At 68.9% G+C, this 19,580-nt stretch carries 20 protein-coding genes, 2 tRNA genes and 1 other RNA gene; 13 read left to right on the forward strand and 10 right to left on the reverse strand.

The window, feature by feature from the left end; genetic code table 11:
- Nucleotides 1-147: 147 nt before the first annotated feature.
- The 5 genes from AB0B96_RS40225 to upp form a co-directional block, all read right to left on the reverse strand.
- Nucleotides 148-849, reverse strand: a complete 702-nt coding sequence (locus AB0B96_RS40225) for an FCD domain-containing protein (protein WP_350941803.1) — start codon at nt 847-849, stop codon at nt 148-150.
- A 108-nt stretch (nt 850-957) separates the two neighbouring features.
- Nucleotides 958-2,319 carry a helix-turn-helix transcriptional regulator gene (locus AB0B96_RS40230; RefSeq protein ID WP_362907519.1) on the reverse strand — a complete coding sequence of 454 codons (1,362 nt, stop codon included), beginning with the start codon at nt 2,317-2,319 and terminating at the stop codon, nt 958-960.
- A 129-nt stretch (nt 2,320-2,448) separates the two neighbouring features.
- Entirely contained in the window at nt 2,449-2,979 is a 531-nt protein-coding gene (locus tag AB0B96_RS40235; protein WP_344742919.1) for a PH domain-containing protein, read from the reverse strand.
- 335 nt (nt 2,980-3,314) lie between these two features.
- A complete protein-coding gene (locus AB0B96_RS40240) occupies nt 3,315-3,545 on the reverse strand; it encodes a hypothetical protein (RefSeq protein WP_350941801.1) in 231 nt (76 codons plus the stop codon).
- Between the two features lie 209 nt (nt 3,546-3,754).
- The gene (upp, locus tag AB0B96_RS40245; protein WP_350943520.1) at nt 3,755-4,393 is read right to left on the reverse strand and encodes a uracil phosphoribosyltransferase; all 639 of its coding nucleotides are present in this window, start codon (nt 4,391-4,393) and stop codon (nt 3,755-3,757) included.
- 177 nt (nt 4,394-4,570) lie between these two features.
- On the opposite strand from upp, the gene AB0B96_RS40250 reads away from it, so the two are divergent.
- The 4 genes from AB0B96_RS40250 (at nt 4,571) to AB0B96_RS40265 (ending at nt 6,339) form a co-directional block, all read left to right on the forward strand.
- On the forward strand, nt 4,571-5,080 hold the full coding sequence (locus AB0B96_RS40250) for a tRNA adenosine deaminase-associated protein (RefSeq protein WP_362517691.1): 510 nt from the start codon (nt 4,571-4,573) through the stop codon (nt 5,078-5,080).
- Nucleotides 5,081-5,096: 16 nt separating this feature from the next.
- Nucleotides 5,097-5,585, forward strand: coding sequence for a tRNA adenosine deaminase-associated protein (locus tag AB0B96_RS40255; protein WP_350941798.1), 489 nt, complete (start codon nt 5,097-5,099; stop codon nt 5,583-5,585).
- Between the two features lie 160 nt (nt 5,586-5,745).
- A complete protein-coding gene (gene tadA, locus AB0B96_RS40260) occupies nt 5,746-6,225 on the forward strand; it encodes a tRNA adenosine(34) deaminase TadA (protein ID WP_350941796.1) in 480 nt (159 codons plus the stop codon).
- Nucleotides 6,226-6,249: 24 nt separating this feature from the next.
- A tRNA-Ser gene (locus AB0B96_RS40265) sits at nt 6,250-6,339 on the forward strand.
- Between the two features lie 53 nt (nt 6,340-6,392).
- Here the strand turns inward: AB0B96_RS40265 and AB0B96_RS40270 are convergent.
- The 3 genes from AB0B96_RS40270 to AB0B96_RS40280 form a co-directional block, all read right to left on the reverse strand.
- Nucleotides 6,393-6,695 (reverse strand): type II toxin-antitoxin system VapB family antitoxin, encoded by a 303-nt coding sequence (locus tag AB0B96_RS40270; protein WP_329087971.1) that lies wholly within the window; start codon nt 6,693-6,695, stop codon nt 6,393-6,395.
- Between the two features lie 71 nt (nt 6,696-6,766).
- Complete coding sequence (locus AB0B96_RS40275; protein WP_362907522.1) at nt 6,767-7,633, reverse strand: neutral zinc metallopeptidase; 867 nt, start codon at nt 7,631-7,633, stop codon at nt 6,767-6,769.
- 170 nt (nt 7,634-7,803) lie between these two features.
- Nucleotides 7,804-8,367 (reverse strand): MarR family transcriptional regulator, encoded by a 564-nt coding sequence (locus AB0B96_RS40280; RefSeq protein WP_362907524.1) that lies wholly within the window; start codon nt 8,365-8,367, stop codon nt 7,804-7,806.
- Between the two features lie 135 nt (nt 8,368-8,502).
- Between AB0B96_RS40280 and AB0B96_RS40285 the strand changes: the two genes are divergently transcribed.
- Together AB0B96_RS40285 and AB0B96_RS40290 are read left to right on the forward strand one after the other, a co-directional pair.
- A complete protein-coding gene (locus AB0B96_RS40285) occupies nt 8,503-9,474 on the forward strand; it encodes an aldo/keto reductase (RefSeq protein WP_362907526.1) in 972 nt (323 codons plus the stop codon).
- 103 nt (nt 9,475-9,577) lie between these two features.
- On the forward strand, nt 9,578-10,669 hold the full coding sequence (locus AB0B96_RS40290) for a Gfo/Idh/MocA family oxidoreductase (RefSeq protein ID WP_362907528.1): 1,092 nt from the start codon (nt 9,578-9,580) through the stop codon (nt 10,667-10,669).
- Between the two features lie 243 nt (nt 10,670-10,912).
- Here AB0B96_RS40290 and AB0B96_RS40295 read toward each other — a convergent pair.
- A tRNA-Ser gene (locus AB0B96_RS40295) sits at nt 10,913-11,001 on the reverse strand.
- Nucleotides 11,002-11,084: 83 nt separating this feature from the next.
- Here AB0B96_RS40295 and ffs point away from each other — a divergent pair.
- Both ffs and AB0B96_RS40305 read left to right on the forward strand, forming a co-directional pair.
- Nucleotides 11,085-11,180, forward strand: an RNA gene (gene ffs / locus AB0B96_RS40300) — signal recognition particle sRNA small type.
- Between the two features lie 29 nt (nt 11,181-11,209).
- Nucleotides 11,210-13,435, forward strand: coding sequence for a DNA polymerase III subunit gamma and tau (locus AB0B96_RS40305; RefSeq protein ID WP_362907530.1), 2,226 nt, complete (start codon nt 11,210-11,212; stop codon nt 13,433-13,435).
- 319 nt (nt 13,436-13,754) lie between these two features.
- Here the strand turns inward: AB0B96_RS40305 and AB0B96_RS40310 are convergent, their stop codons facing one another.
- Complete coding sequence (locus AB0B96_RS40310) at nt 13,755-15,236, reverse strand: GAF domain-containing protein (RefSeq protein ID WP_350941791.1); 1,482 nt, start codon at nt 15,234-15,236, stop codon at nt 13,755-13,757.
- Between the two features lie 331 nt (nt 15,237-15,567).
- Here AB0B96_RS40310 and AB0B96_RS40315 point away from each other — a divergent pair, with 331 nt between their 5' ends.
- The 5 genes from AB0B96_RS40315 to AB0B96_RS40335 all read left to right on the forward strand — a co-directional run bounded on the left by AB0B96_RS40315 (nt 15,568) and on the right by AB0B96_RS40335 (nt 19,478).
- Complete coding sequence (locus tag AB0B96_RS40315; RefSeq protein WP_362907532.1) at nt 15,568-15,921, forward strand: YbaB/EbfC family nucleoid-associated protein; 354 nt, start codon at nt 15,568-15,570, stop codon at nt 15,919-15,921.
- Nucleotides 15,922-15,923: 2 nt separating this feature from the next.
- A complete protein-coding gene (recR, locus tag AB0B96_RS40320) occupies nt 15,924-16,523 on the forward strand; it encodes a recombination mediator RecR (protein WP_350941789.1) in 600 nt (199 codons plus the stop codon).
- Nucleotides 16,516-17,049 carry a DUF5063 domain-containing protein gene (locus AB0B96_RS40325; RefSeq protein ID WP_350941788.1) on the forward strand — a complete coding sequence of 178 codons (534 nt, stop codon included), beginning with the start codon at nt 16,516-16,518 and terminating at the stop codon, nt 17,047-17,049. The genes recR and AB0B96_RS40325 overlap by 8 nt, the downstream gene beginning before the upstream one ends.
- A 90-nt stretch (nt 17,050-17,139) precedes the next feature.
- Nucleotides 17,140-18,414 carry an aspartate kinase gene (locus AB0B96_RS40330; protein ID WP_350941786.1) on the forward strand — a complete coding sequence of 425 codons (1,275 nt, stop codon included), beginning with the start codon at nt 17,140-17,142 and terminating at the stop codon, nt 18,412-18,414.
- Complete coding sequence (locus AB0B96_RS40335; protein ID WP_362907535.1) at nt 18,411-19,478, forward strand: aspartate-semialdehyde dehydrogenase; 1,068 nt, start codon at nt 18,411-18,413, stop codon at nt 19,476-19,478. Before AB0B96_RS40330 ends, AB0B96_RS40335 begins: the two co-directional genes overlap by 4 nt.
- Nucleotides 19,479-19,580: the final 102 nt, after the last annotated feature.

Below are 19,580 nucleotides of genomic sequence, written 5' to 3' on the forward strand. Positions count from 1 at the left end.
GCGCCGTTACACCCTCGCCCCCCCCCCGACCCTCGCCCCCGGGGCCCTCCCCGGGGGGGTGCCCGCGCGATGGCCAGGCGCTCTCATGTCGCGGGCTCCCTCACCGTCTGGTGAGGGAGCCCGCGACATGAGAGGAAGAGACAGGGGTCAGAGAGGGAGCTCCTGCTCCTCCGTCAGGGCGATCAGGATGTGCTCCATGCACGCGTGGCCCGCGCGCTCGGCGGCGGCGGCGTCACCGACGGCGATGGCGCGGGCGATCGCCTCGTGTGGGATGTACGTGCTGTTCAGGGTGCTGTTCAGCGAGGTTCCCGCGGCGGTGATGCTGGCACGCAGCGCCGCCGAGAAATCCTCGTAGAGATCGATCAGCACCAGGTTGTGGGTGGCTCGGACGACCGCCATGTGGAAGGCGAGGTCGGCCTCGACGAACGCGTCGGGCTCTCCCAGCTCCCAGGCTCGCTCCCGCTCGGCCAGCGCCGCCTCGATAGCGGCGATGTCGGCGTCGGTGCGCCTGGTGGCGGCCAGTCTGGCGGCCTCCACCTCCAGCGCGCGTCGCACCTCCAGGATTTCGAGCTGCTCGGCGGTGCGCAGCCGCCGCAGCATGGCCCCGGAGAGCTCGCTGGTGGCACGGACGTACGTCCCGTCGCCCTGGCGGCACTCCAGCAGGCCGGCGTGGGTGAGGGCGCGCACCGCCTCACGCACGGTGTTGCGCCCGACCCCCAGTTGCTCGGCGAGCACGGTCTCGGTAGGAATCTTCGCGTGCATCTGCCAGGAGTTAGAAGTGATCTGCTCCTTGAGTTGATCGATCACTTGGTCGACGAGGGATGCTCGCTGCGCCGTACGCAGACTCACCGTCCGCCTCCTCCGGAGAAACCAATCATCCTACGAATCAATGACTGGTAGACCCTAGTTATTCCGGAGGCGCAAAAACAAATCTGGAACTCCAGGAGCGGGAACGTCTTAACGGACCAGCGCCGAATCGACCGTCACGCCCACCATCGCATCGCGCACTCCGGCAGCCTCAAGAGCCTTACGATACGCACCGGTCTGCTCTTCGACCACACCGGCCTGACCGTACAGGTCTCCGAGGTCACGCCAGACCCGGGCGGCCTCCCGGCCGGTAAAGGAGAACTCGTGCCGGACGTCGCTCAGCGACAGCTTCGCAGTGTCCAGGGCCATCGTGGCCTCGACGTCGTGACCCCGGGAGAGTGCGGCGCGGGCGAGAACCAGCTGCGCGGTCGCCCCGATGGGACCCGCCTGGCCGTCCAGCATGTCGAGAGCGGTTCTGGCCAGGGTGACCGCACCCTGGGCGTCGTCGACCCCCAGCTGGACGTGGGCGCGTACGACAAGGCTCCTGGCGTGTTCCTGGGCGTGCTCGGGGAATACGGCGAAGACCTCACTCGCGGCGGTCGCGAGCTCGCGGGCCTCGTCGAGCGGCTCGTCACCGGTGGAGGCGGCGAGACGCGCCCAGCCCATCGCGACGAGGGCGAGCTGCGAGGCCATCCGCGCCGGGCGTCCGGTCGCGATCGCGTCGTCGGCGAGACGAACGGCGAGCGCCGAGTCCTCACCGTCGGCGGCGGTGACGCTCGCCCGCCAGAGGGCGTGGATCTCCGCGGTGCGGTTGACCGCGGCGGGGACACCGTTGACCGAGAGGATGTTCCGAACGTAGGACATGCTCGGCGAGTCGGCCCCTCGAGTGCCGGTGATCTCCATCAGGGAGACGGCCAGCTCGACGGCGATCTCTCCCTGCGACAGGGGCAGCCGGTTGACCTCGCCGAGCGCGTGGACGGCGAGGTCGCGGGCGCGAAGGATGTCTCCGGCGAGGAAGTAGCAGCGGCTCAGCGCGACCGCCAGCGGCAGGTCGGCCAGACGCTCGGGGTGGGCGGCCGCCTCGTGCCGGAGCCGCTCGAACGCCTTCACCGCCGGGCCGATCTCGCCCTGGACCTCCAGCGCGCGTGCGCGGCCGAACCGCGCGTGCGCGGCCAGCATGACGTTCTCCTCGCCGGCGACCTTCACGATCTCGCCGAAGCGGTCAGCCGCGACGGATGGGTCGCCGTGGAGGAGCTCCAGCTCCGCGTGGCGCAGGCCGAGTTCGGTGTCGATGCGTTGCCGCGGCTCGATCCCGTGCAGCAGGAACTCGGTGGTGCATCCCAGTCGCTCGGCGAGCAGACGGGCGACCACGGGGGTCGGCGTCCGCTTGCCGGACTCGATGAGGGAGACATAACTGTCGGAAAGGTCCGGCCCTGCGAGCTGGGCCTGGGACATGCGCCTGCTCAGGCGAAGTCCGCGGACGCGGTCACCGATGGTTCCCTGACTCGGCATCTGATCTCTCAGGGCGAAGGATGGTCAATGTTCCTCGCCATGATTGCATGAAGCTGCCGAATCAGGTAACCCCGAGTGAAAAATCCTCACCGGAAAGTGTCAACGGCTCCTGCGCCCTTGACATGGACGTCAGTCGTCCGAGTCGTTCCCTCCGGGGAAGAGCATCTGGCAGACCTCCAGATAGAGGGTCTCCGGGTAGGGGATGTAGTTGACTCTCGACAGCGCCTGGTCCTGACCGGCCGATTCCAGGACGAACTCGCCGTATCCCAGCATTCGGCCGAGAATCGAGCGCTGGAAACTCATGTCGGTGACCTTGCCGAGCGGCATCATGTCGACCTTGCGGGTGATCAGCCCGGTGGTGAGCAGCATCCGCTTGGAGGTGACGACGAAGTAGTCGACGGACCACTCGGCGACCTTCCAGACGAAGCGGATCAGCAGCAGCAGCCAGGCCCACCAGACGACGACGAGCACGCCGCCCCCGCCCTGGTCACCGAACCACTTGCTCAGCAGTCCCGCGAGGATCAGGCCGCCGAAGACCTCGGCGACCGCGCGAAGCAGCACGGCCGGGTGGCGCCGCACCATGATGACCTGGTGTTCGTGGGGGAGTAAGTAGCGGTTGACCGACGAGGGGGCGGAATCCCCGTGGGTCACGAGCCTCATGACAGATGTGAGACGAATTGGGCCAGAGAATCGGCCGCCGTGTAAACCGTGTCCATGGCACCCTTCACCGCACTGGCCGCGTCACCTGGTCGTGTGAACAGGTAAAACGCCACAAATCCAATGGAACCGTACGTTAGGACCTTCTTGACCTGCACCTTGGCCTCCTACTACCGCTCACCCACTGCACCCGCATATACATTACCCAGGGCCATGCCGAGGTAAAGCGCATCGGCCGATATCGATCGACGCGGTCTTGTAAGCGTCGCGAGGAACCCCTCGAAGGTCCTCGCGGAGCACCTACCGTCCGACGCACCCGCCATCCCCTGTCGCCCGTGTCACCCGCGCTCACTCGCGACCAGCGCGAGGACCTCAAGGTGCTTGCGGGCGATCCGTTCGACCAGCGCCGGATGGGCGTGACCGACGACCTCCAGCGCTCCGTAGTGGGCCGCCTCTATGCAGCGGGTCACCGTGGCCGCCGGATGGATCTCCGAGAACTCGTCCCTGAGCGCGGCACTGAAGTCCGCGTACGGGTCCGGCTCGGTGTCCGGGATGATTCGCTCGCTCATGGTTCTCCCTGGTGTGCGCCCGCGGCCTCGGCGGACCGGGGACACAGAAGAGATATCTTCGCCACGCTTCGTACCCGGACAACCGCATTATGTAACGGCCGGTGAGTAGAAGAACCATCCTTTAAGGGAAAAGGATGGTGCTGGAATTGCCGGGGCGGTTCCCGGAGCGTTCCGGCGGGCGCCGTACGGGGAGTGGCGGGCGGGGTGTCTCAGACGACGCCGTAGAGACGGTCTCCCGCGTCGCCCAGGCCGGGCACGATGTAGCCGTGCTCGTTCAGCCGCTCGTCCAGAGCCGCCGTCACCAGGCGAATCGGCCTGCCGGTGCCGGCGAAGACCTCGTCGAGATGAGCGATCCCCTCGGGCGCGGCGAGCAGGCACAGCGCGGTCACGTCGTCGGCGCCCCGGTCGAAGAGGAACTTGATCGCGGCGGCGAGGGTGCCACCGGTGGCCAGCATCGGGTCGACCACGTAGACCTGACGGCCCGAGAGGTCGTCGGGCAGGCGGGTGGCGTAGGTCTCCGCCTCCAGCGTGGACTCGTTGCGGATCATCCCGAGGAAACCCACCTCGGCCGTCGGCAGCAACCGGGTCATCCCCTCCAGCATGCCCAGCCCCGCGCGCAGGATCGGCACCACCAGCGGGTACGGGTGCGCGAGCCGCACACCTTCGGCGGGGGCCACGGGGGTTTCCACCGACCACTCGGTGACGCGGACCTGCCTGGTCGCCTCGTAGGCCAGCAGCGTCACCAGTTCGTCGGCGAGACGTCGGAAGGTGGGAGAGTCGGTGTTCACATCCCGCAGCGCGGTCAGCTTGTGAGCCACCAGGGGATGGTCGACGACCAGGGTTTCCATGGTGGTCAAAGGTATCCTGGACCGGCGGGCGGCGATGAGCCGGGGGACGACGGGCCACTCGTCGGACATCGCCCGCTCACTTCGGATTTGATCACAATTTGGTCGGAGAGGCCCACGTCGGTGCTTCGCTTCTGAAAGCATTGACCTCCGTAGAGAAAGCATTCGGTGGGGATGGCCATGTCAGACGAAGACTCACTGGACTTTGCCATCGTGATCTACCGCGAGGACGATCGCTGGGAGGCGGAGATGCTCCCGGTGGCGCTCACCTCCGACCTTGAGGGCCTCATCCACGCCCTGCGCCAGCAGCCGAGCACGAACGGCACGATTGGCCTTGTCGCCGTTGGGGATGAGTTCTTCGTGGCGCTACGGGTGTTCGGTGAGAGAGTCGAGGTTTTCCTCTCCGACATCGCCGCGTCCTGGGACTTCCCGCTCGCGCAGCAGGCGCTGGAATACCTGGACGTGCCGGTTCCCGACGAGGACGAGCTCGACGCGATCCTCCAGGACGAGGAGACGGCGCTCCCCGCGGGAGACCTCTCCATCTTCGCGGACCTGGGCCTCGACGAGATGGAGCTCGGCATCCTGTCAGGGGATATCGACCTCCTCCCCGAGGACGTCCTGTCGAGCATCGCCGCGCGGCTGGGGTTCTCCGAGCCGTTCGAACGCGCCATCGACTCTGTGTTCGGCTGACCTCGGGAGATCGGCCATGCCCTCCAGACCATCCAGCAGTGTGTTCTCCGCCGCCTTCGTCCGTACGGCGGACGGTTGGAACGGTGCGGAGATCGACCTCGGCGAGGCGGAGATCGTCGACGATCTCGGCGACGCCGTCCAGGAGCACCTGGGACTCACCGGTGACGAGCTCGCCCTGCTGTGCGTGGAGGTGGAGGACGAGTGGTTCGCGATCGTTCGATACCAGGGCGACCTGGAGCCGCGCACCTTCCTGTCCGACGCTCACGCGGGTCTCTCCGACGACCTGGGAGAGCTCTTCACCGAGCTCGCCGGGGTGGCGGTGGACAAGGACACCCCCGATCTGGGCGTGCGGCCCGCGGGTGACTTCGAGCTGCTGGAAGACCTCGGGCTGAGCTCCGAGGAGCTCGTCGAGCTCAGCATGGAGGAGGGCGCGCTGCCCGCGGACACGCTCTCGGTGATCGCCGAACGGCTGGCGTTCGGCGACGAGCTCGACCGGCTGCGGTGACGGGGCGCCGTGCCCGGCCCGGTGCCGACGAGCGCGCTGTGACCGCCGCGGATCCGCGCCTCACGGGCACGGCTTCGGGGACACCGGCCTGGCGCGGGCGTGCGACGACCGGTCGGGCGCCGGTGGGCGTACGCGCCGATTCGGCGCCGGGGGACGTGTGATGACCGGCCTGACACCGGTGGGCTACGTCCCGGAGATGAGGCTCGCGCTGGCGGAGGCGACCGAGGCCGGAGCCCGCGGAGACGTGCCGGTCGGCGCGGTCGTCCTCGGCCCTGACGGCTCCGTGCTGGCACGCGCGGGAAACGACAGGGAGTTCTCCGTCGACCCCACCGCGCACGCCGAGATGCTCGCCCTGCGGCAGGCGGCGAAGGCCCGCGGCCAGTGGCGGCTGAGCGGCTGCACGCTGGTGGTCACTCTGGAACCCTGCACCATGTGTGCGGGGGCCGCCGTGCTCGCCCGGGTCGATCGGGTCGTCTACGGCGCCGCGGACCCCAAGGGCGGCGCCGCGGGGTCGCTCTGGGACGTGCTCAGGGACCGCCGTCTGAACCACCGGCCGGAGGTGCTCGGCGGGATTCTGGCCGACGAATGCGCGGCGGTTCTCACCGAGTTCTTCACCGCTCGCCGGATGCGCGAGCAATAGCGGTTATCCGGTAAGCTGCTCCGCGGTGGAGTCGCCTAGTGGCCGAGGGCGCACGCCTCGAAAGCGTGTGATGGGGCAACCTATCCGTGGGTTCAAATCCCACCTCCACCGCCACAGAAAAAGCCCCCGGGGTGCGTGAGCGCCCCGGGGGCTTTTCGTATGTCCCGTCAGCTCTCGGCGGGCAGGTCCAGGACCCGGGCGTGCAGAACCGAGCGCTGGTGCAGGGCGGAACGCAGCGCCCGGTGCAGGCCGTCCTCCAAATAGAGGTCGCCGCGCCACTGGACCACGTGCGGGAACAGATCGCCGTAGAACGTGGAGTCCTTGGCGAGCAGGGAGTGGAGGTCGAGCACCGCTTTCGTGGTGATCAGGGTGTCGAGCCGGACCTGCCGCGGCGGTATCTGCGCCCACTCGCGATGCGAGAGGCCGTGTTCTGGATAGGGCCGTTCGTCGCCGACCAACTTGAAGATCACAGTACGTAGTTTAGGAGAGAATCCCGCCCTCCGCCGGGCGGGTTCCCATCGTCGCAGCTCACAGGCCTTTTTTAGATGCTGCCGGCGAAGGTGTCGCACCTGGCCGGGTCGCCGCTCTCGTAACCGGTGGTGAACCACTTGACACGCTGCGCTGATGTCCCGTGGGTGAAGCCCTCGGGGTTGACCCGCCCCTGGGTCCGCTCCTGGATGCTGTCGTCACCCACGGCCGAGGCCGCGCTGAGCGCCTCCTCGATGTCCGTCTTCGTGAACGGCTTCTCGAACAGGCCGGTCTCGTACGCGTTCTTGGCCCAGGCGCCCGAGTAGCAGTCGGCCTGCAACTCCAGCCGGACCGAGCCGCTCTCCGGCCCCTGCTGCGGGCCCTGCTGGGCCTTGGCGTTGGTGCCGAGGAGGTTCTGGACGTGGTGACCGTACTCGTGACCGATGACGTACGCCTGGGCGAAGGGGCCGCCCTTGGCGCCGAACTTGCTCTCCAGTTCCTTGAAGAAGCTGAGGTCCAGGTATACCTGGCGGTCGGCCGGGCAGTAGAACGGACCGACGGAGGAGTCGGCGGCGCCGCAGGCCGTGTCGACCTGGCCGGAGAACATGACGGTCTTGGCCGGCTCGTACCCCTGGACCGCCTTCGGCCAGTAGTCCTGGATGCTGTTGACCACGCCGACCACCCGGCACTCCTCGTTCTGGTCGGCGTCCTGCCCGGTCCTGCACTGGGCGGTGAGGTCGGAGCCCGTGCCCACCGGTGCCGGTTGGGAGGAGCCACCGGTGATGTCACCGGGGTTTATCCCGAAGATCAGGGCCACGATGAGCGCGATGATTCCCGCCGCGCCGCCGCCGATCGCGATACCACCCCCGGGGATCCTCCCCCCGCCGCCACGGCTCTCGACCTGAGAGCTGTCCAGCTGGGCGTCATCCTTGAAATCCATCGCCCGATGTCCCTTCGATCCGCTTGGGGCGCTTCCCCTGCCCTGGGAGTACCCCGACATGCCGGTGGCTGCGGGGAAGGTGATGGCTTATTGCGCTATATATCCGTATATCCCTTTTAGCTAAGCAAATTCGGACGGGAAAGCCGCAAGGGCCAGGCGCCAACGGACCGCTACCCCCGTCGGATCGCACGGTTGATGGCCGCGTCCACCGCAGTGCCGATGCGGCGCAACGCTGCCAGGTCATGGGGCTCGAGCTCGTCTATCAGATACTCGCGGACCGCTTTGACATGCCCTGGTGCCGCCGCTACGACCACCTGGTAGCCGGCCTCGGTCAGCGTCGCGACAGTACGCCTGCCGGAACCCGGAATCCGGGCTCGCTCAAGCAGCTCACGCTTCTCCAGCCGTCCGACGACGTGCGAGAGCCGTGACAGCGATGCTGACGTCCGGGTGGCCAGATCGCTCATCCGCAGGGTGCGTTCCGGCTCCTCGGACAGCACCGACAGCACCATGTACTCGAAGAACGTCAGTTGCGCTTCGCGCTGCATGCGTGCGTCCAGGGCGGCCGGCAGGCTGATCATGATCGCGGAGTTCGCCAGCCACGCCGCCAGCTCGTCGCGACTCAGCCAGCGCGTCGCGGCGGCAGGGTCGGCGGACTCCGCCGCTTCGGACGTTGTCGTCGCGGAGGCGTCGGTGTCGGCATCCGGTTCCGTCGCTCGTGCTGTGGTCTTGGCCATGCGGGCCACTCTACCGTCACTTGTTGACGCATCAAGTTCGGCATGCTTCGATGTTGACGCATCAAGTTCGTATCTCCCCGGAGTTCCTCGCGAGGGAGTGCGGCGAAGGCAGTCGATCCAAGGAGGTGCCACAGGATGCAGATCACGCGCCTGGGCAGGCTTGAGGTGCCGCGCATCGGCCTGGGAGTGATGGGAATGTCGGCGTTCTACACAGGCGCGGGTCGTGACATGGGCGAAGCGGTACGTACCATCCATCGCGCCTTGGACCTCGGTGTCACACATCTGGACACCGCCGAGGTGTACGGACCCTACGCGAATGAGGAGCTGGTGGGTCGCGCCGTCAAAACCCGCCGGGACGAGGTTGTTCTCGCCACCAAGTTCGGTCTCGTCTCCCACACCGGTCGACCGGGCCCGGACAGCACCCCCGCCAATATCCGCACGGCTGTCGAGGGCTCCCTGCGGCGGCTCGGAACCGACCGCATCGACCTCTACTACCAGCACCGGGTGGACCCCGGTACGCCGATCGAGGAGACGGTGGGAGCACTGAGCGAGCTGGTGGCCGCGGGCAAGGTGCTCCACATCGGACTGTCCGAGGCGGCCGCGGGAACGATCCGCCGGGCTCATGCGATTCATCCGCTGGCCGCCGTCCAAAGCGAGTACTCACTGTGGACCCGGGATCCCGAGGCCCACATCCTGCCCACGCTGAGAGAACTGGGGATCGGCTTCGTTCCCTGTTCACCCCTCGGGCACGGCTTCCTCACGGGTGACCTCCGCTCGCTCGACGGACTGGACGCCGACGACTGGCGCCGTACCAACCCCCGCTTCACCGGCGACAACTTCACTCGGAACCTGCGTATCGTCGACGAGGTACGCGAGATCGCCGACGAGGCAGGGGCAACGCCCGGGCAGGTCGCCCTGGCCTGGCTGCTCGCTCAAGGGGACGGCATCGCCCCCATTCCGGGTACCAAGCGCATCGACCGACTTGAGGAAAACAGCGCCGCTGACGCCATCCGGCTCACCGCCGATCAGATCACGCGGCTGAACAACCTGACGCCGGCGTCAGGTGATCGCCACGCCGAGGCCGACATGGCCGCCATCGACCGCTGAGAACGGCTCGGGCGGACCCGGGCATTCCCCACCTGAACTCTGTGCTGGGCGGTACGGAAACGGTCGTGCCGCGATCGCAGGTCGTTGAACGGAGCAGTACAACATGACAAGCAGCGTGATTCGCGTCGGTGTCATCGGTGCCGACACCCGGGCCAGCTGGGCAGGGGCATCGCACATCCCCGCGCTGGCGGCACAGCCGCAGTTCACCTTGGCGGCCGTGGCGACCCGGCACGAGGACAGCGCCCGTCGCGCTGCCGAGGCCTTCGGTGCGGAGCGTTGGTTCGCCGATCCGCTCGCACTCATCCACGACTCTTCGATCGATCTCGTCACCGTCGCGGTCAAGGTCCCGGCCCACCGTGAGCTCGTGCTCGCGGCTCTCGCAGCCAAGAAGGCCGTGTACTCCGAATCCCCGCTCGGCGCGACCCTGGCGCAGACAGAGGAGATGGCCGCCGCGGCGGGTTCGTTACACACGGCGATCGGCCTGCAGGGCCGACAGAACCCCTCGGTACGCCGCGCGGCCGAAATCATCGCCCAGGGCCGGCTCGGTCGGCTGCTCTCGGCGCGAGTCGCCGCGACGACCTTCGGAAACGGTCCGGAGTCGGTGAGCGCGTACGAGTACTTCGACAAGGCAGCGGCGGGAGCCGGCTTCCTCACCGTCGCCGCGGGCCACGTTCTGGATGTGGTCGAGGCGGTTCTCGGTGACATCACCGAGATCGACGCCCGCACAGAACTCCTCTGGCCCCAGGTGAAGCTGGTCGACACCGGCGAGATATCCGTCCGGGAGGTCCCGGACCATCTCGACGCCATCGTCAAGACCTCATCCGGCGCCCCGGTGGGAGTACAGATCCTGGCGGGTGTGCCCGCCCCCGATGCCCACTTCAGCTTGGAGGTCCGCGGATCGGACGGCTGGCTGAAACTGATCGGCGATCACCCGGCCGGTGTCCAGGTCGGCGACCTCGCACTCTCGTCGAGCGTGGACTTCCCGGCGCCGGACAGCCCCGTCGCCACCGGCACCGGTCCCACCGCCGCCGAAATCTGGACGGGCGCGTCCATCAACGTGGGCGAGGTCTACGCCGGCCTGGCTCGCGACATCACGAACGGAACCCATCACACCCCGGGGTTCCAGCACGCCGCTCACAACAGCCGCCTGATCGCCCGAGTGGAACGGGCCGCCCGAACCGGCGTCCGGCACTGACGCCACCGCACCTCGCGTCACACGCCGGTCGGCACGGCTGACTGCGACGACTGTCATCACGCCGAGTCCGGAGTGCCTGCTGTCTTCCCCGTACGGGGTGGGTCACATCGAGGTCGCGACGAGCCCTTCCGGAATCAAAGGCTGTCACCACAGGGACAACCGAAACCAGAACCGCAACCGTCAACGCCGAAGGGCCCCACCGTGAACGGTGGGGCCCTTCAACGTATCGCCTGCTTAAAGCAATGGCGGAGGATAGGAGATTCGAACTCCTGAGGGGTTGCCCCCAACACGCTTTCCAAGCGTGCGCCCTAGGCCAACTAGGCGAATCCTCCGTGGAGAAGCTTACCGAACTTTCCGAGTGGCGCGGACCACTGTTTTCCGACACCGACCACTCGGATCTGAGGCTAGACTGAGGGCCGACCCCTCGCGCGGCGTCATCCTGTGAACCTCCCCAGGGCCGGAAGGCAGCAAGGATAAGCGGGCTCTGGCGGGTGTGCGAGGGGTCTCTTCGTTGAGACCCCTCGCAGGTGGGATCGTCGCATGAGTCTTGCGCTGTACCGCAAGTACCGGCCCGGGACCTTCGCCGAGGTCAAGGGTCAGGAGCACGTCACCGACCCGTTGCGTCAGGCACTGCGCAGCGGGCGCATCAACCACGCCTACCTGTTCAGCGGGCCCAGGGGATGCGGCAAGACGTCCAGCGCGCGCATCCTGGCCCGCTCCCTGAACTGTGAGAAGGGCCCGACCCCCGACCCGTGCGGGGAGTGCGAGTCCTGCGTGGCGCTGGCGCCCACCGGCCCCGGCCACCTCGATGTCATCGAGATCGACGCCGCCTCGCACGGTGGTGTGGACGACGCCCGCGACCTGCGCGAGCGGGCCTTCTTCGCGCCGGTGTCCTCGCGCTTCAAGATCTACATCATCGACGAGGCGCACATGGTGACCCGCGAGGGTTTCAACGCGCTGCTCAAGCTCGTCGAGGAGCCTCCCCCGCACCTGAAGTTCGTCTTCGCGACCACCGAGCCGGAGAAGGTCATCGGGACGATCAAATCCCGGACCCACCACTACCCGTTCCGGCTGATCCCGCCGGCCGCGCTGCGCGCGCTCATGGAGGAGATCCTCACCTCGGAGAAGGTTCCGTTCGAGCCCGCCGCGCTCCCGCTGGTGGTGCGGGCCGGTGCGGGCTCGGCCCGAGACTCGCTCTCGATCCTCGACCAGCTGTTCGCCGGGTCGGACGAGGCGGGCATCACGTACGCCCGCGCGGTCTCCCTCCTCGGCTACACCGACGGCGACCTGCTCGACGACGTGGTCGCGGCCTTCGCCGGTCGTGACGGCGCGCAGGTGTTCCAGGTGGTGAACCGGGTGATCGAGGGCGGCCACGACCCCCGGCGGTTCGCGATGGACCTGCTGGAGCGCTTCCGGGATCTGGTGATCCTCGCGAATGTGCCGGAGGCGGCCACCAGCGGGCTGCTCGACCGGCCGGGCGACGAGCTGGAACGGCTCCAGGTCCAGGCGGCCTCCATGGGGCCGGCGGAGCTGACCCGCGCGGCGGAGATCCTCAACGCGGGCCTGATCGAGATGCGCGGGGCGGCCTCGCCACGACTGTTGCTCGAACTCATGTGCGCGAGAATCCTCCTCCCCGGCGCGGCCCAGGGTGAGGCCGCGCTGCTCACCCGCCTGGAGCGGCTGGAGAAGGGAGGAGTCGTCCCGGCTCCCGCTCCGGTCGCCCTCCCGCAGCGAGATCCCGCACCGGTGGTCAACCCGGCGCCCCCTTCGCGGACGGCGACACCCGCCGGTGCGCCCTCCGCCGCCGCCGGGTCCGCCGGACAGGGCGACGACTGGCCCGCGGCGGCCAGGCCCGGCGCGCCGGGCCAGGGACAGGGGCGACAGGGACAGCCTCAGGCGCCCGTCCAGCAGGCTCCCGAGGCCGCGGGCGCCTTCGTGCCTGCCGACCGGGCGACGGCGTCCGCCCCGGAGGCGGGAGCCGGAACCGGAGCGGTACAGCAGGCCTGGCCGCAGGTGCTCGCGGCGCTCAAGCGGCGCAGCATCGTCGTGTGGGCCAACGTCAACACCAACGCCCAGGTCGTCGGGGTCGAAGGGAAGATCGTCACCCTCGGGTTCGCCCAGGTCGGTGCGATGAAGAACTTCACCGGTGGCGGTAAGGACGCGGTCGTCGCGGCGGTGCTGCAGGAGGTGCTGGGCGGAACCTGGAAGGTCGAGGCCGTCGTCGGCAACGGGCCCCCTCCCTCCGGCGGGAGCCGCCCTCCGGCCCCGAGGCACCCCCCGGCCCCCCAGCACCCCGCACCCCAGGCCGACCAGACCTCCCAGAACCAGACCTCCCAAAGTCAGGCAGCACGGTCGCAGCAGGCGCCCGCACGCCAGGCGCCCGCCTCCGGGCCGTCACCGGCGGTCTCGCGAGAGGCTCCGTCAGGACAGGCCCCATCCGCGACGGACGAGTCCTGGCCGGACGCCCCCATGCCGGAGGACCCCGGCTCACCTCCCCCGCCCAACTCCATGTCGAGCCCCGGTCTGGCCGCGGCCCGTTCCGCGGCGAAGGCGGCGGCCCAGGCCGGCCCAAGGGCCAAGACCGGCGCCAAGGCGGCGGCCTGGCCTGACGCGGTGCCTCCCCGAGGCGATCGCGGCACCGCACCCGACGCCGACGAGGTCGACCCGCTCAACGACGCGGACGCCGACGTCGACGCGCTCAGCGGCATGGCCCTCCTCCAGCGCGAGCTGGGGGGCCAGGTGATCGGCGAGATCGACCACACCTGACGGCGCCGGCACCACGGAACCGGCACCACCGGAAGGGATCCCGTCGCACGGGGCGTCACCGGCGATGCCCTGCCAGTCCGCTGCCAGTCCGCTGCCAGTCCGCTGCCGGCCCGCTGCTCGGCCGCTGTCGCCACCGAAGTTGTCCGCAGTGCTCCATGGCGCTCCATGGCGCTCCGCGGTGCTCCGGCCCTCAGGCCGGGAAGCGAGTCAGTCTCCCGACCCCTCGGCGAAGCGGGATCACGCCCCCGGCCCCTGTGCGGAGCGAGATCGGCCGTGCCGGCGGGTTCCGGGGCGAATCGGATCACCGGACACGGCGGGCTCAGGGCAGGCCGACGCCGCCGAGACGGATCCGGGCGGCCACCGCACGGTGGTCGTGGCGGGGCAGCGCGACGACGAGGCGTTCGAGAATCTGGATGTCGTTCCTGCCGTGCTCGGTCTCCGCGTAGGCCCACAGGTCCTCGGGGCCTCCCCGCCGCAGCAGGCGGGCTCGTACCTGCCCCTCCAACTCCTCCCGTTCGAGGCGCAGGGCGGGTGCCTCGGAGCGGGGCAGCAGGGGGCCGCGGTAGGCGCGGGCGACCGGGGCGGCCTCGTCGGCCGCGAGCAGCCGCTTGAGCTCCAGGAAGTCGGCCTCCACCACGCAGGTGAGGCGGTACGGCTTGGCGGCGATCGTACGGCCGAGCTGGGCGCGGAGCCGGTGGATCTCGGCGCGGACGGTCACCGGGTTGCCCGCGTCGCCGTACAGATGGAAGGAGAGCTGGGCGGCGGTCATGCCCCGGGGGTTGAGGGCGAGCATCGTGAGGATCTCGGCATGGCGCAGGGAGAGTGACAGGCGGGCCCCTTCGAGGTGCGCCGTGGGGTGTTCCGCGCCGAGGAAGGACAGGGTGAGCACGGGGCCCCTGGCCGGGCCGGAGAGGCGGAGCAGGAAGCCGTCGCCGCCGAGTCCCTCCAGGAAGGCGCTCCGTCCGTCGGGCAGGATCACCCGGTCGCCCGTCTCCGGCAGGCGTACGCGGGCACCCCACTGGCGCGCGTCGTCACCGGCGATGATCCGCCCGGTCGCGGTGACCAGGGCGCCCGGTTCGCCGCGCAGCGTGCTCAGGTGCCGCTCGTGACGGCGTCTGAGCCGCTCGTCGCGTTCGAGCATGCGCAGGGTGAGGTGGTTCTCGGCCAGTCGCGCCGCGGCCTCGACGAGGGCGACGCTCGCCGGGTGCATGACGCGAGTCGTGCCGCTGACGTCGACGCAGCCCAGCAGGTCGCCGCTGTCGGGGTCGACGATCGGCGCGGCGGAGCACGACCAGAAGTGGAGCGCCCTGACCAGGTGCTCGGCGGAGAAGACGTGCAGGGGCCTCCGGGTGGCGAGCGCGGTGCCCAGGCCGTTGGTCCCGATCGCGCCCTCGCTCCAGTCGAAGCCGTCGGCCAGTCCCACCTCGTCGGCGCTGTCCATCGTCCGGCGGTTGCCGTCGCGCCAGAGCACCCTGCCGAGGGCGTCGGTGACGAGCAGGATCTGGTCGTCCGCGTCGACGGCCTCCAGAAGGGTCCCGGTGATGACCGGCAGAAGCCCGCTCATCGGGTGCGCCGAGCGGACCTCGTGGATGTCCTCGCCCTCGAAGGCGATGGGGGCCGACCCGGTGTCGGGGTCGACACCGGCGTCCAGCGATCGCCGCCATGAGGCGGAGATCACGCTTCTGGGTCCCTCGCCCGTCGGCCGCTCGCCCCTGATCAAGGTCTCGTGCAGACGTCGCAGCCGTGACGAGTAGGAGGCGAGGTCGGCCGTCTGGACGGCTCCACGGTGGCCGTCGCGCACATATCCCCCCGGAATAGAGCCGATGGCCGAAGCATCGGCGGTCGGGCCTGCGCTCGCAACCCGTTCGGCCAAAGAGGGTGTGCGAAGAGTGAGTGAACGACCGCAACGTGTGTGCAACCTTCGGAGGGTTACCTTCCGAGCACACGACGCCGTGTGCGGCCGCTCCGGCGCGTGTCGCGTCGGGTCTCGGGCGTCTGGAGGGGGGACCGAGGCCCGACGGGGGGTTTAATCCCCATCCAGGGGGAACGCGTGCTCGGTCGAGTACACAACACCCGGCCCGGACCCCGTAGGCTCGTGACGACCGATGTCACGGACGAGGAGCACAACGACGGTGAACCCAGGGGATGTCAACCTGCAGCAGCTGCTGGAGCAGGCACAGCTCATGCAGCAGCAGCTTGTGAGCGCCCAGCAGGAGCTGAACGACGCGGAAGTCGAGGGCTCCGCGGGCGGCGGACTTGTCGTGGCCACGGTCAACGGCGGGGGCGAGCTGCTCGAACTCAAGATCAGTCCTGAGGCCGTGGATCCCGACGATCCCCAGGAGACGGCCGACACCATCGCCGACCTGGTCATCGCGGCCATTCGGGACGCCGTGCGCGCCGCCGCCGACCTGCAGCAGGAGAAGCTCGGTCCCCTCGCCCAGGGGCTGGGCGGCGGGGGCGGGCTCGGCCAGCTTCCCGGGTTCTAGGCATGTACGAAGGGGTCGTCCAGAATCTGATCGACGAGCTGGGCATGCTTCCAGGGGTCGGTCCCAAGAGCGCGCAGCGCATCGCGTTCCACCTGCTGGCCGCGGAGCCGGCCGACGTGAAGCGGCTCGCCCACGCCCTGCTCGAGGTCAAGGAGAGGGTCCGCTTCTGCCGGGTCTGCGGCAACGTGGCCGCGGAGGAGGAGTGCCGGATCTGCCGCGACACCAGGCGCGATCTTCACGTGATCTGCGTCGTCGAGGAGTCGAAGGACGTCGTGGCCATCGAGAAGACCCGCGAGTTCCGGGGTCGCTACCACGTGCTCGGCGGGGCGATCAGCCCGATCGACGGCGTCGGCCCCGACGACCTGAACATCAGAGAGCTCATGGCCCGCCTGGCGGACGGCCAGGTCACCGAGCTGATCCTCGCCACCGACCCCAACCTTGAGGGGGAGGCGACGGCGACCTATCTCGCCCGTCTGGTCAAGCCGATGGGATTGAAAGTGACACGACTGGCCAGCGGTCTGCCGGTAGGCGGTGACCTTGAGTACGCGGACGAGGTCACCTTGGGCCGCGCGTTCGAAGGAAGAAGGCTCCTTGATGTCTGACGATGCGTGGAGCGCTCTCGCGGAACGGATCGCGGAGCACGCGAAGAACTACATCGACGGCCTGACCCGTCTGGCGGGCGGAGAGGGCGGCGACGCCATCCTGCCGCTGCTGCTGGTGGAGGTCGCGCAGGTCAGCTCGGCCGGCGCGCAGCTCGGCGCGAGCCAGGACGTGATCCTGTCGGGCAACTGGGAGCCGCACCTGGGTGAGGACCCGGACGTCGACGTCGTCCGTACCGCCCTCGCCGAGAGGCTGAAGCCGGTGGACGACTACGCCGAGGTCTTCGACCCCTACAAGGACACCGTGGTCACCCCGTACCGCCTGTCGGACGACCTGACGGCGGTGGCCGCCGACCTCCTGCACGGGTTGCGGCATCACAGGGCGGGGCGTCCTCTTGAGGCGCTCTGGTGGTGGCAGTACTCCTATTTCAACACCTGGGGCAACCACGCCGGAGCGGCGATGCGAGCACTTCAGGCGCTTGTCGCCCACACGCGGCTCGATGTCGCGGAGGAGCGCACAACGGTGTGATCGTCCACATGCTGGGTTGACCCGAGGGTCTCAGCGAGGGCGCCAGTAGACTGTGAGCTCCACAGCCCTAGATTGCTTCGGAGACATCTCGTGGCGCTCGTTGTTCAGAAGTATGGTGGTTCGTCCGTCGCCGACGCGTCCTGCATCAAGCGGGTCGCGCAGCGGATCGTCGCGACGAAAAAAGCCGGCAACGACGTCGTGGTGATCGTTTCGGCGATGGGCGACACGACGGACGAGCTGCTCGACCTCGCCCAGCAGGTCTCGCCGCTTCCGCCGGGCCGCGAGCTCGACATGTTGCTCACCTCGGGTGAGCGCATCTCGATGGCGCTGCTGGCGATGGCGATCGCCAACCTGGGTCAGGAGGCGCGCTCGTTCACCGGGTCCCAGGCCGGGGTGATCACCGACTCCTCGCACGGTCGCGCGCGCATCATCGACGTGACGCCCGGCCGGATCCGCGAGGCGCTCGACAACGGCCAGATCGCGATCGTGGCCGGCTTCCAGGGCGTCTCGCAGGACACCAAGGACATCACCACGCTCGGCAGGGGCGGTTCCGACACCACGGCGGTCGCGCTCGCCGCCGCTCTGAACGCCGACGTGTGCGAGATCTACACCGACGTGGACGGTGTCTTCACCGCCGACCCCCGCATCGTCTCCGCCGCCCGCAAGATCCCCAAGATCTCCTACGACGAGATGATGGAGATGGCGGCGTGCGGTGCGAAGATCCTGCACCTGCGCTGTGTCGAGTACGCTCGCCGCTTCAGCCTGCCGATCCACGTCAGAAGTTCGTTCAGCACCAAGGAAGGCACGTGGGTCGTCTCCGACCCCGACAGCGAAGGAACAGAGATGGAGCAGCCGATCATCTCCGGCGTCGCGCACGACCGGAGCGAGGCCAAGATCACGGTTGTCGGGGTGCCCGACAAGGTCGGTGAGGCTGCGACGATCTTCAAAACGCTCGCCGACGCCGAGATCAACATCGACATGATCGTGCAGAACGTGTCGGCGGCGACGACCGGCCGGACGGACATCTCCTTCACGCTGCCCACGAGTGACGCCTCGGCCGCGCTCACCGCGCTGAAGAAGATCCAGGAGCGCATCGGCTTCGAGTCGCTGCTCTTCGACGACCAGATCGGCAAGATCTCGCTGATCGGGGCGGGGATGCGCTCGCATCCCGGCGTCACCGCGACGTTCTTCGCGGCCCTCGCCGACGCGGGGGTGAACATCGAGATGATCTCCACCTCGGAGATCCGTATCTCGGTGATCGTCGGGCAGGACGAGGTGGACACGGCGGTCAGCGCCGCGCACCGCGCGTTCGATCTCGATGTGGACCAGGTTGAAGCCGTGATCTACGGAGGTAGCGGGCGATGAGCCGCAAGCCCACTCTCGCCCTGATCGGGGCGACCGGTGCCGTCGGCACCGTCATGCGTGACATCATCTCCGGCCGCGAGGACGTCTACGGCGAGATCAAGCTCGTCGCGTCCGCCCGCTCGGCCGGCAAGGTCCTGCGGGTCCGTGACGAGGACCTCGTCGTCCAGGAGCTGGCCCCCGAGGTGTTCGACGGCGTCGACATCGCGATCTTCGACGTGCCGGACGAGGTCTCCGCGACCTGGGTGCCGATCGCCGCCGAGCGCGGGGCCGTCGTCATCGACAAGTCGGGCACCTTCCGGATGAACCCCGAGGTCCCGTTGGTCGTGCCGGAGGTCAACCCCGAGGCCGCGCGGGAGCGGCCGCTGGGGATCATCTCCACCCCCAACTGCACGACCCTGTCGATGATGGCCGCGATGGGCGCCCTCCACGAGGAGTACGGCCTGCGGGCACTGGTGGTCGCCTCCTACCAGGCGGTCTCCGGTGCGGGCGTGGCGGGTTCGGCCCGCCTCTACGACGAGGTCGAGGCCCTCGCGGGTGACCGGACGATCGGGCAGACCGCCGGTGACGTGCGCAAGGCGCTGCAGAACAAGCTCGGGGACGAGGAGTCGCCGTTCCCGGCGCCGGTGGCGTTCAACGTCGTGCCGTGGGCGGGTTCGCTCAAGGACGGCGGCTGGGCCTCCGAGGAGATCAAGCTCCGCAACGAGTCACGGAAGATCCTCGGGATCGACGACCTGAAGGTCTCCGCGACCTGCGTCCGCGTCCCGGTGATCACCACCCACTCGCTCGCCGTGCACGCGACGTTCGAGCGTGAGATCACCGTCGCCGACGCCCACCGGATCCTTGAGGCCGCCCCGACCGTGGTCGTCATGGACGACCCGGCCAACGGCGTCTTCCCGACCCCCGCGGAGGTCGTCGGCACCGACCCGACCTACGTGGGCCGGATCCGCCAGGCGCTCGACTTCCCCAACACGCTCGACCTGTTCGTCTGCGGCGACAACCTCCGCAAGGGCGCCGCCCTGAACGCGGCGGAGATCGCCGAGTTGGTCGCGGCCGAGTTCGCGTAGTTTCTCCCTGGCCGTACGGCGGCGGGGGGGGGTGGGGAGGGCCCACCGCGGAAAACCACGAACGCAGATTTTAATAGTGGAATGCTTGTTTATAGTTAAAAA

Origin of the sequence: Streptosporangium sp. NPDC049046 (genome assembly GCF_040649155.1) — a bacterium.
Lineage (GTDB): Bacteria > Actinomycetota > Actinomycetes > Streptosporangiales > Streptosporangiaceae > Streptosporangium.

Excerpts from the sequence above, each read along its gene's own strand:
- AB0B96_RS40250 (WP_362517691.1), top strand. The coding sequence starts at position 4,571 with ATGTCAGACGAAGACTCACTGGACTTTGCCATCGTGATCTACCGCGAG.
- AB0B96_RS40235 (WP_344742919.1), bottom strand. The coding sequence starts at position 2,979 with ATGAGGCTCGTGACCCACGGGGATTCCGCCCCCTCGTCGGTCAACCGC.
- upp (WP_350943520.1), bottom strand. The coding sequence starts at position 4,393 with ATGGAAACCCTGGTCGTCGACCATCCCCTGGTGGCTCACAAGCTGACC.
- AB0B96_RS40290 (WP_362907528.1), top strand. The coding sequence starts at position 9,578 with ATGACAAGCAGCGTGATTCGCGTCGGTGTCATCGGTGCCGACACCCGG.
- AB0B96_RS40280 (WP_362907524.1), bottom strand. The coding sequence starts at position 8,367 with ATGGCCAAGACCACAGCACGAGCGACGGAACCGGATGCCGACACCGAC.
- AB0B96_RS40335 (WP_362907535.1), top strand. The coding sequence starts at position 18,411 with ATGAGCCGCAAGCCCACTCTCGCCCTGATCGGGGCGACCGGTGCCGTC.
- AB0B96_RS40285 (WP_362907526.1), top strand. The coding sequence starts at position 8,503 with ATGCAGATCACGCGCCTGGGCAGGCTTGAGGTGCCGCGCATCGGCCTG.
- AB0B96_RS40240 (WP_350941801.1), bottom strand. The coding sequence starts at position 3,545 with ATGAGCGAGCGAATCATCCCGGACACCGAGCCGGACCCGTACGCGGAC.
- recR (WP_350941789.1), top strand. The coding sequence starts at position 15,924 with ATGTACGAAGGGGTCGTCCAGAATCTGATCGACGAGCTGGGCATGCTT.
- AB0B96_RS40305 (WP_362907530.1), top strand. The coding sequence starts at position 11,210 with ATGAGTCTTGCGCTGTACCGCAAGTACCGGCCCGGGACCTTCGCCGAG.
- AB0B96_RS40275 (WP_362907522.1), bottom strand. The coding sequence starts at position 7,633 with ATGGATTTCAAGGATGACGCCCAGCTGGACAGCTCTCAGGTCGAGAGC.
- AB0B96_RS40325 (WP_350941788.1), top strand. The coding sequence starts at position 16,516 with ATGTCTGACGATGCGTGGAGCGCTCTCGCGGAACGGATCGCGGAGCAC.
- tadA (WP_350941796.1), top strand. The coding sequence starts at position 5,746 with ATGACCGGCCTGACACCGGTGGGCTACGTCCCGGAGATGAGGCTCGCG.
- AB0B96_RS40230 (WP_362907519.1), bottom strand. The coding sequence starts at position 2,319 with ATGCCGAGTCAGGGAACCATCGGTGACCGCGTCCGCGGACTTCGCCTG.
- AB0B96_RS40255 (WP_350941798.1), top strand. The coding sequence starts at position 5,097 with ATGCCCTCCAGACCATCCAGCAGTGTGTTCTCCGCCGCCTTCGTCCGT.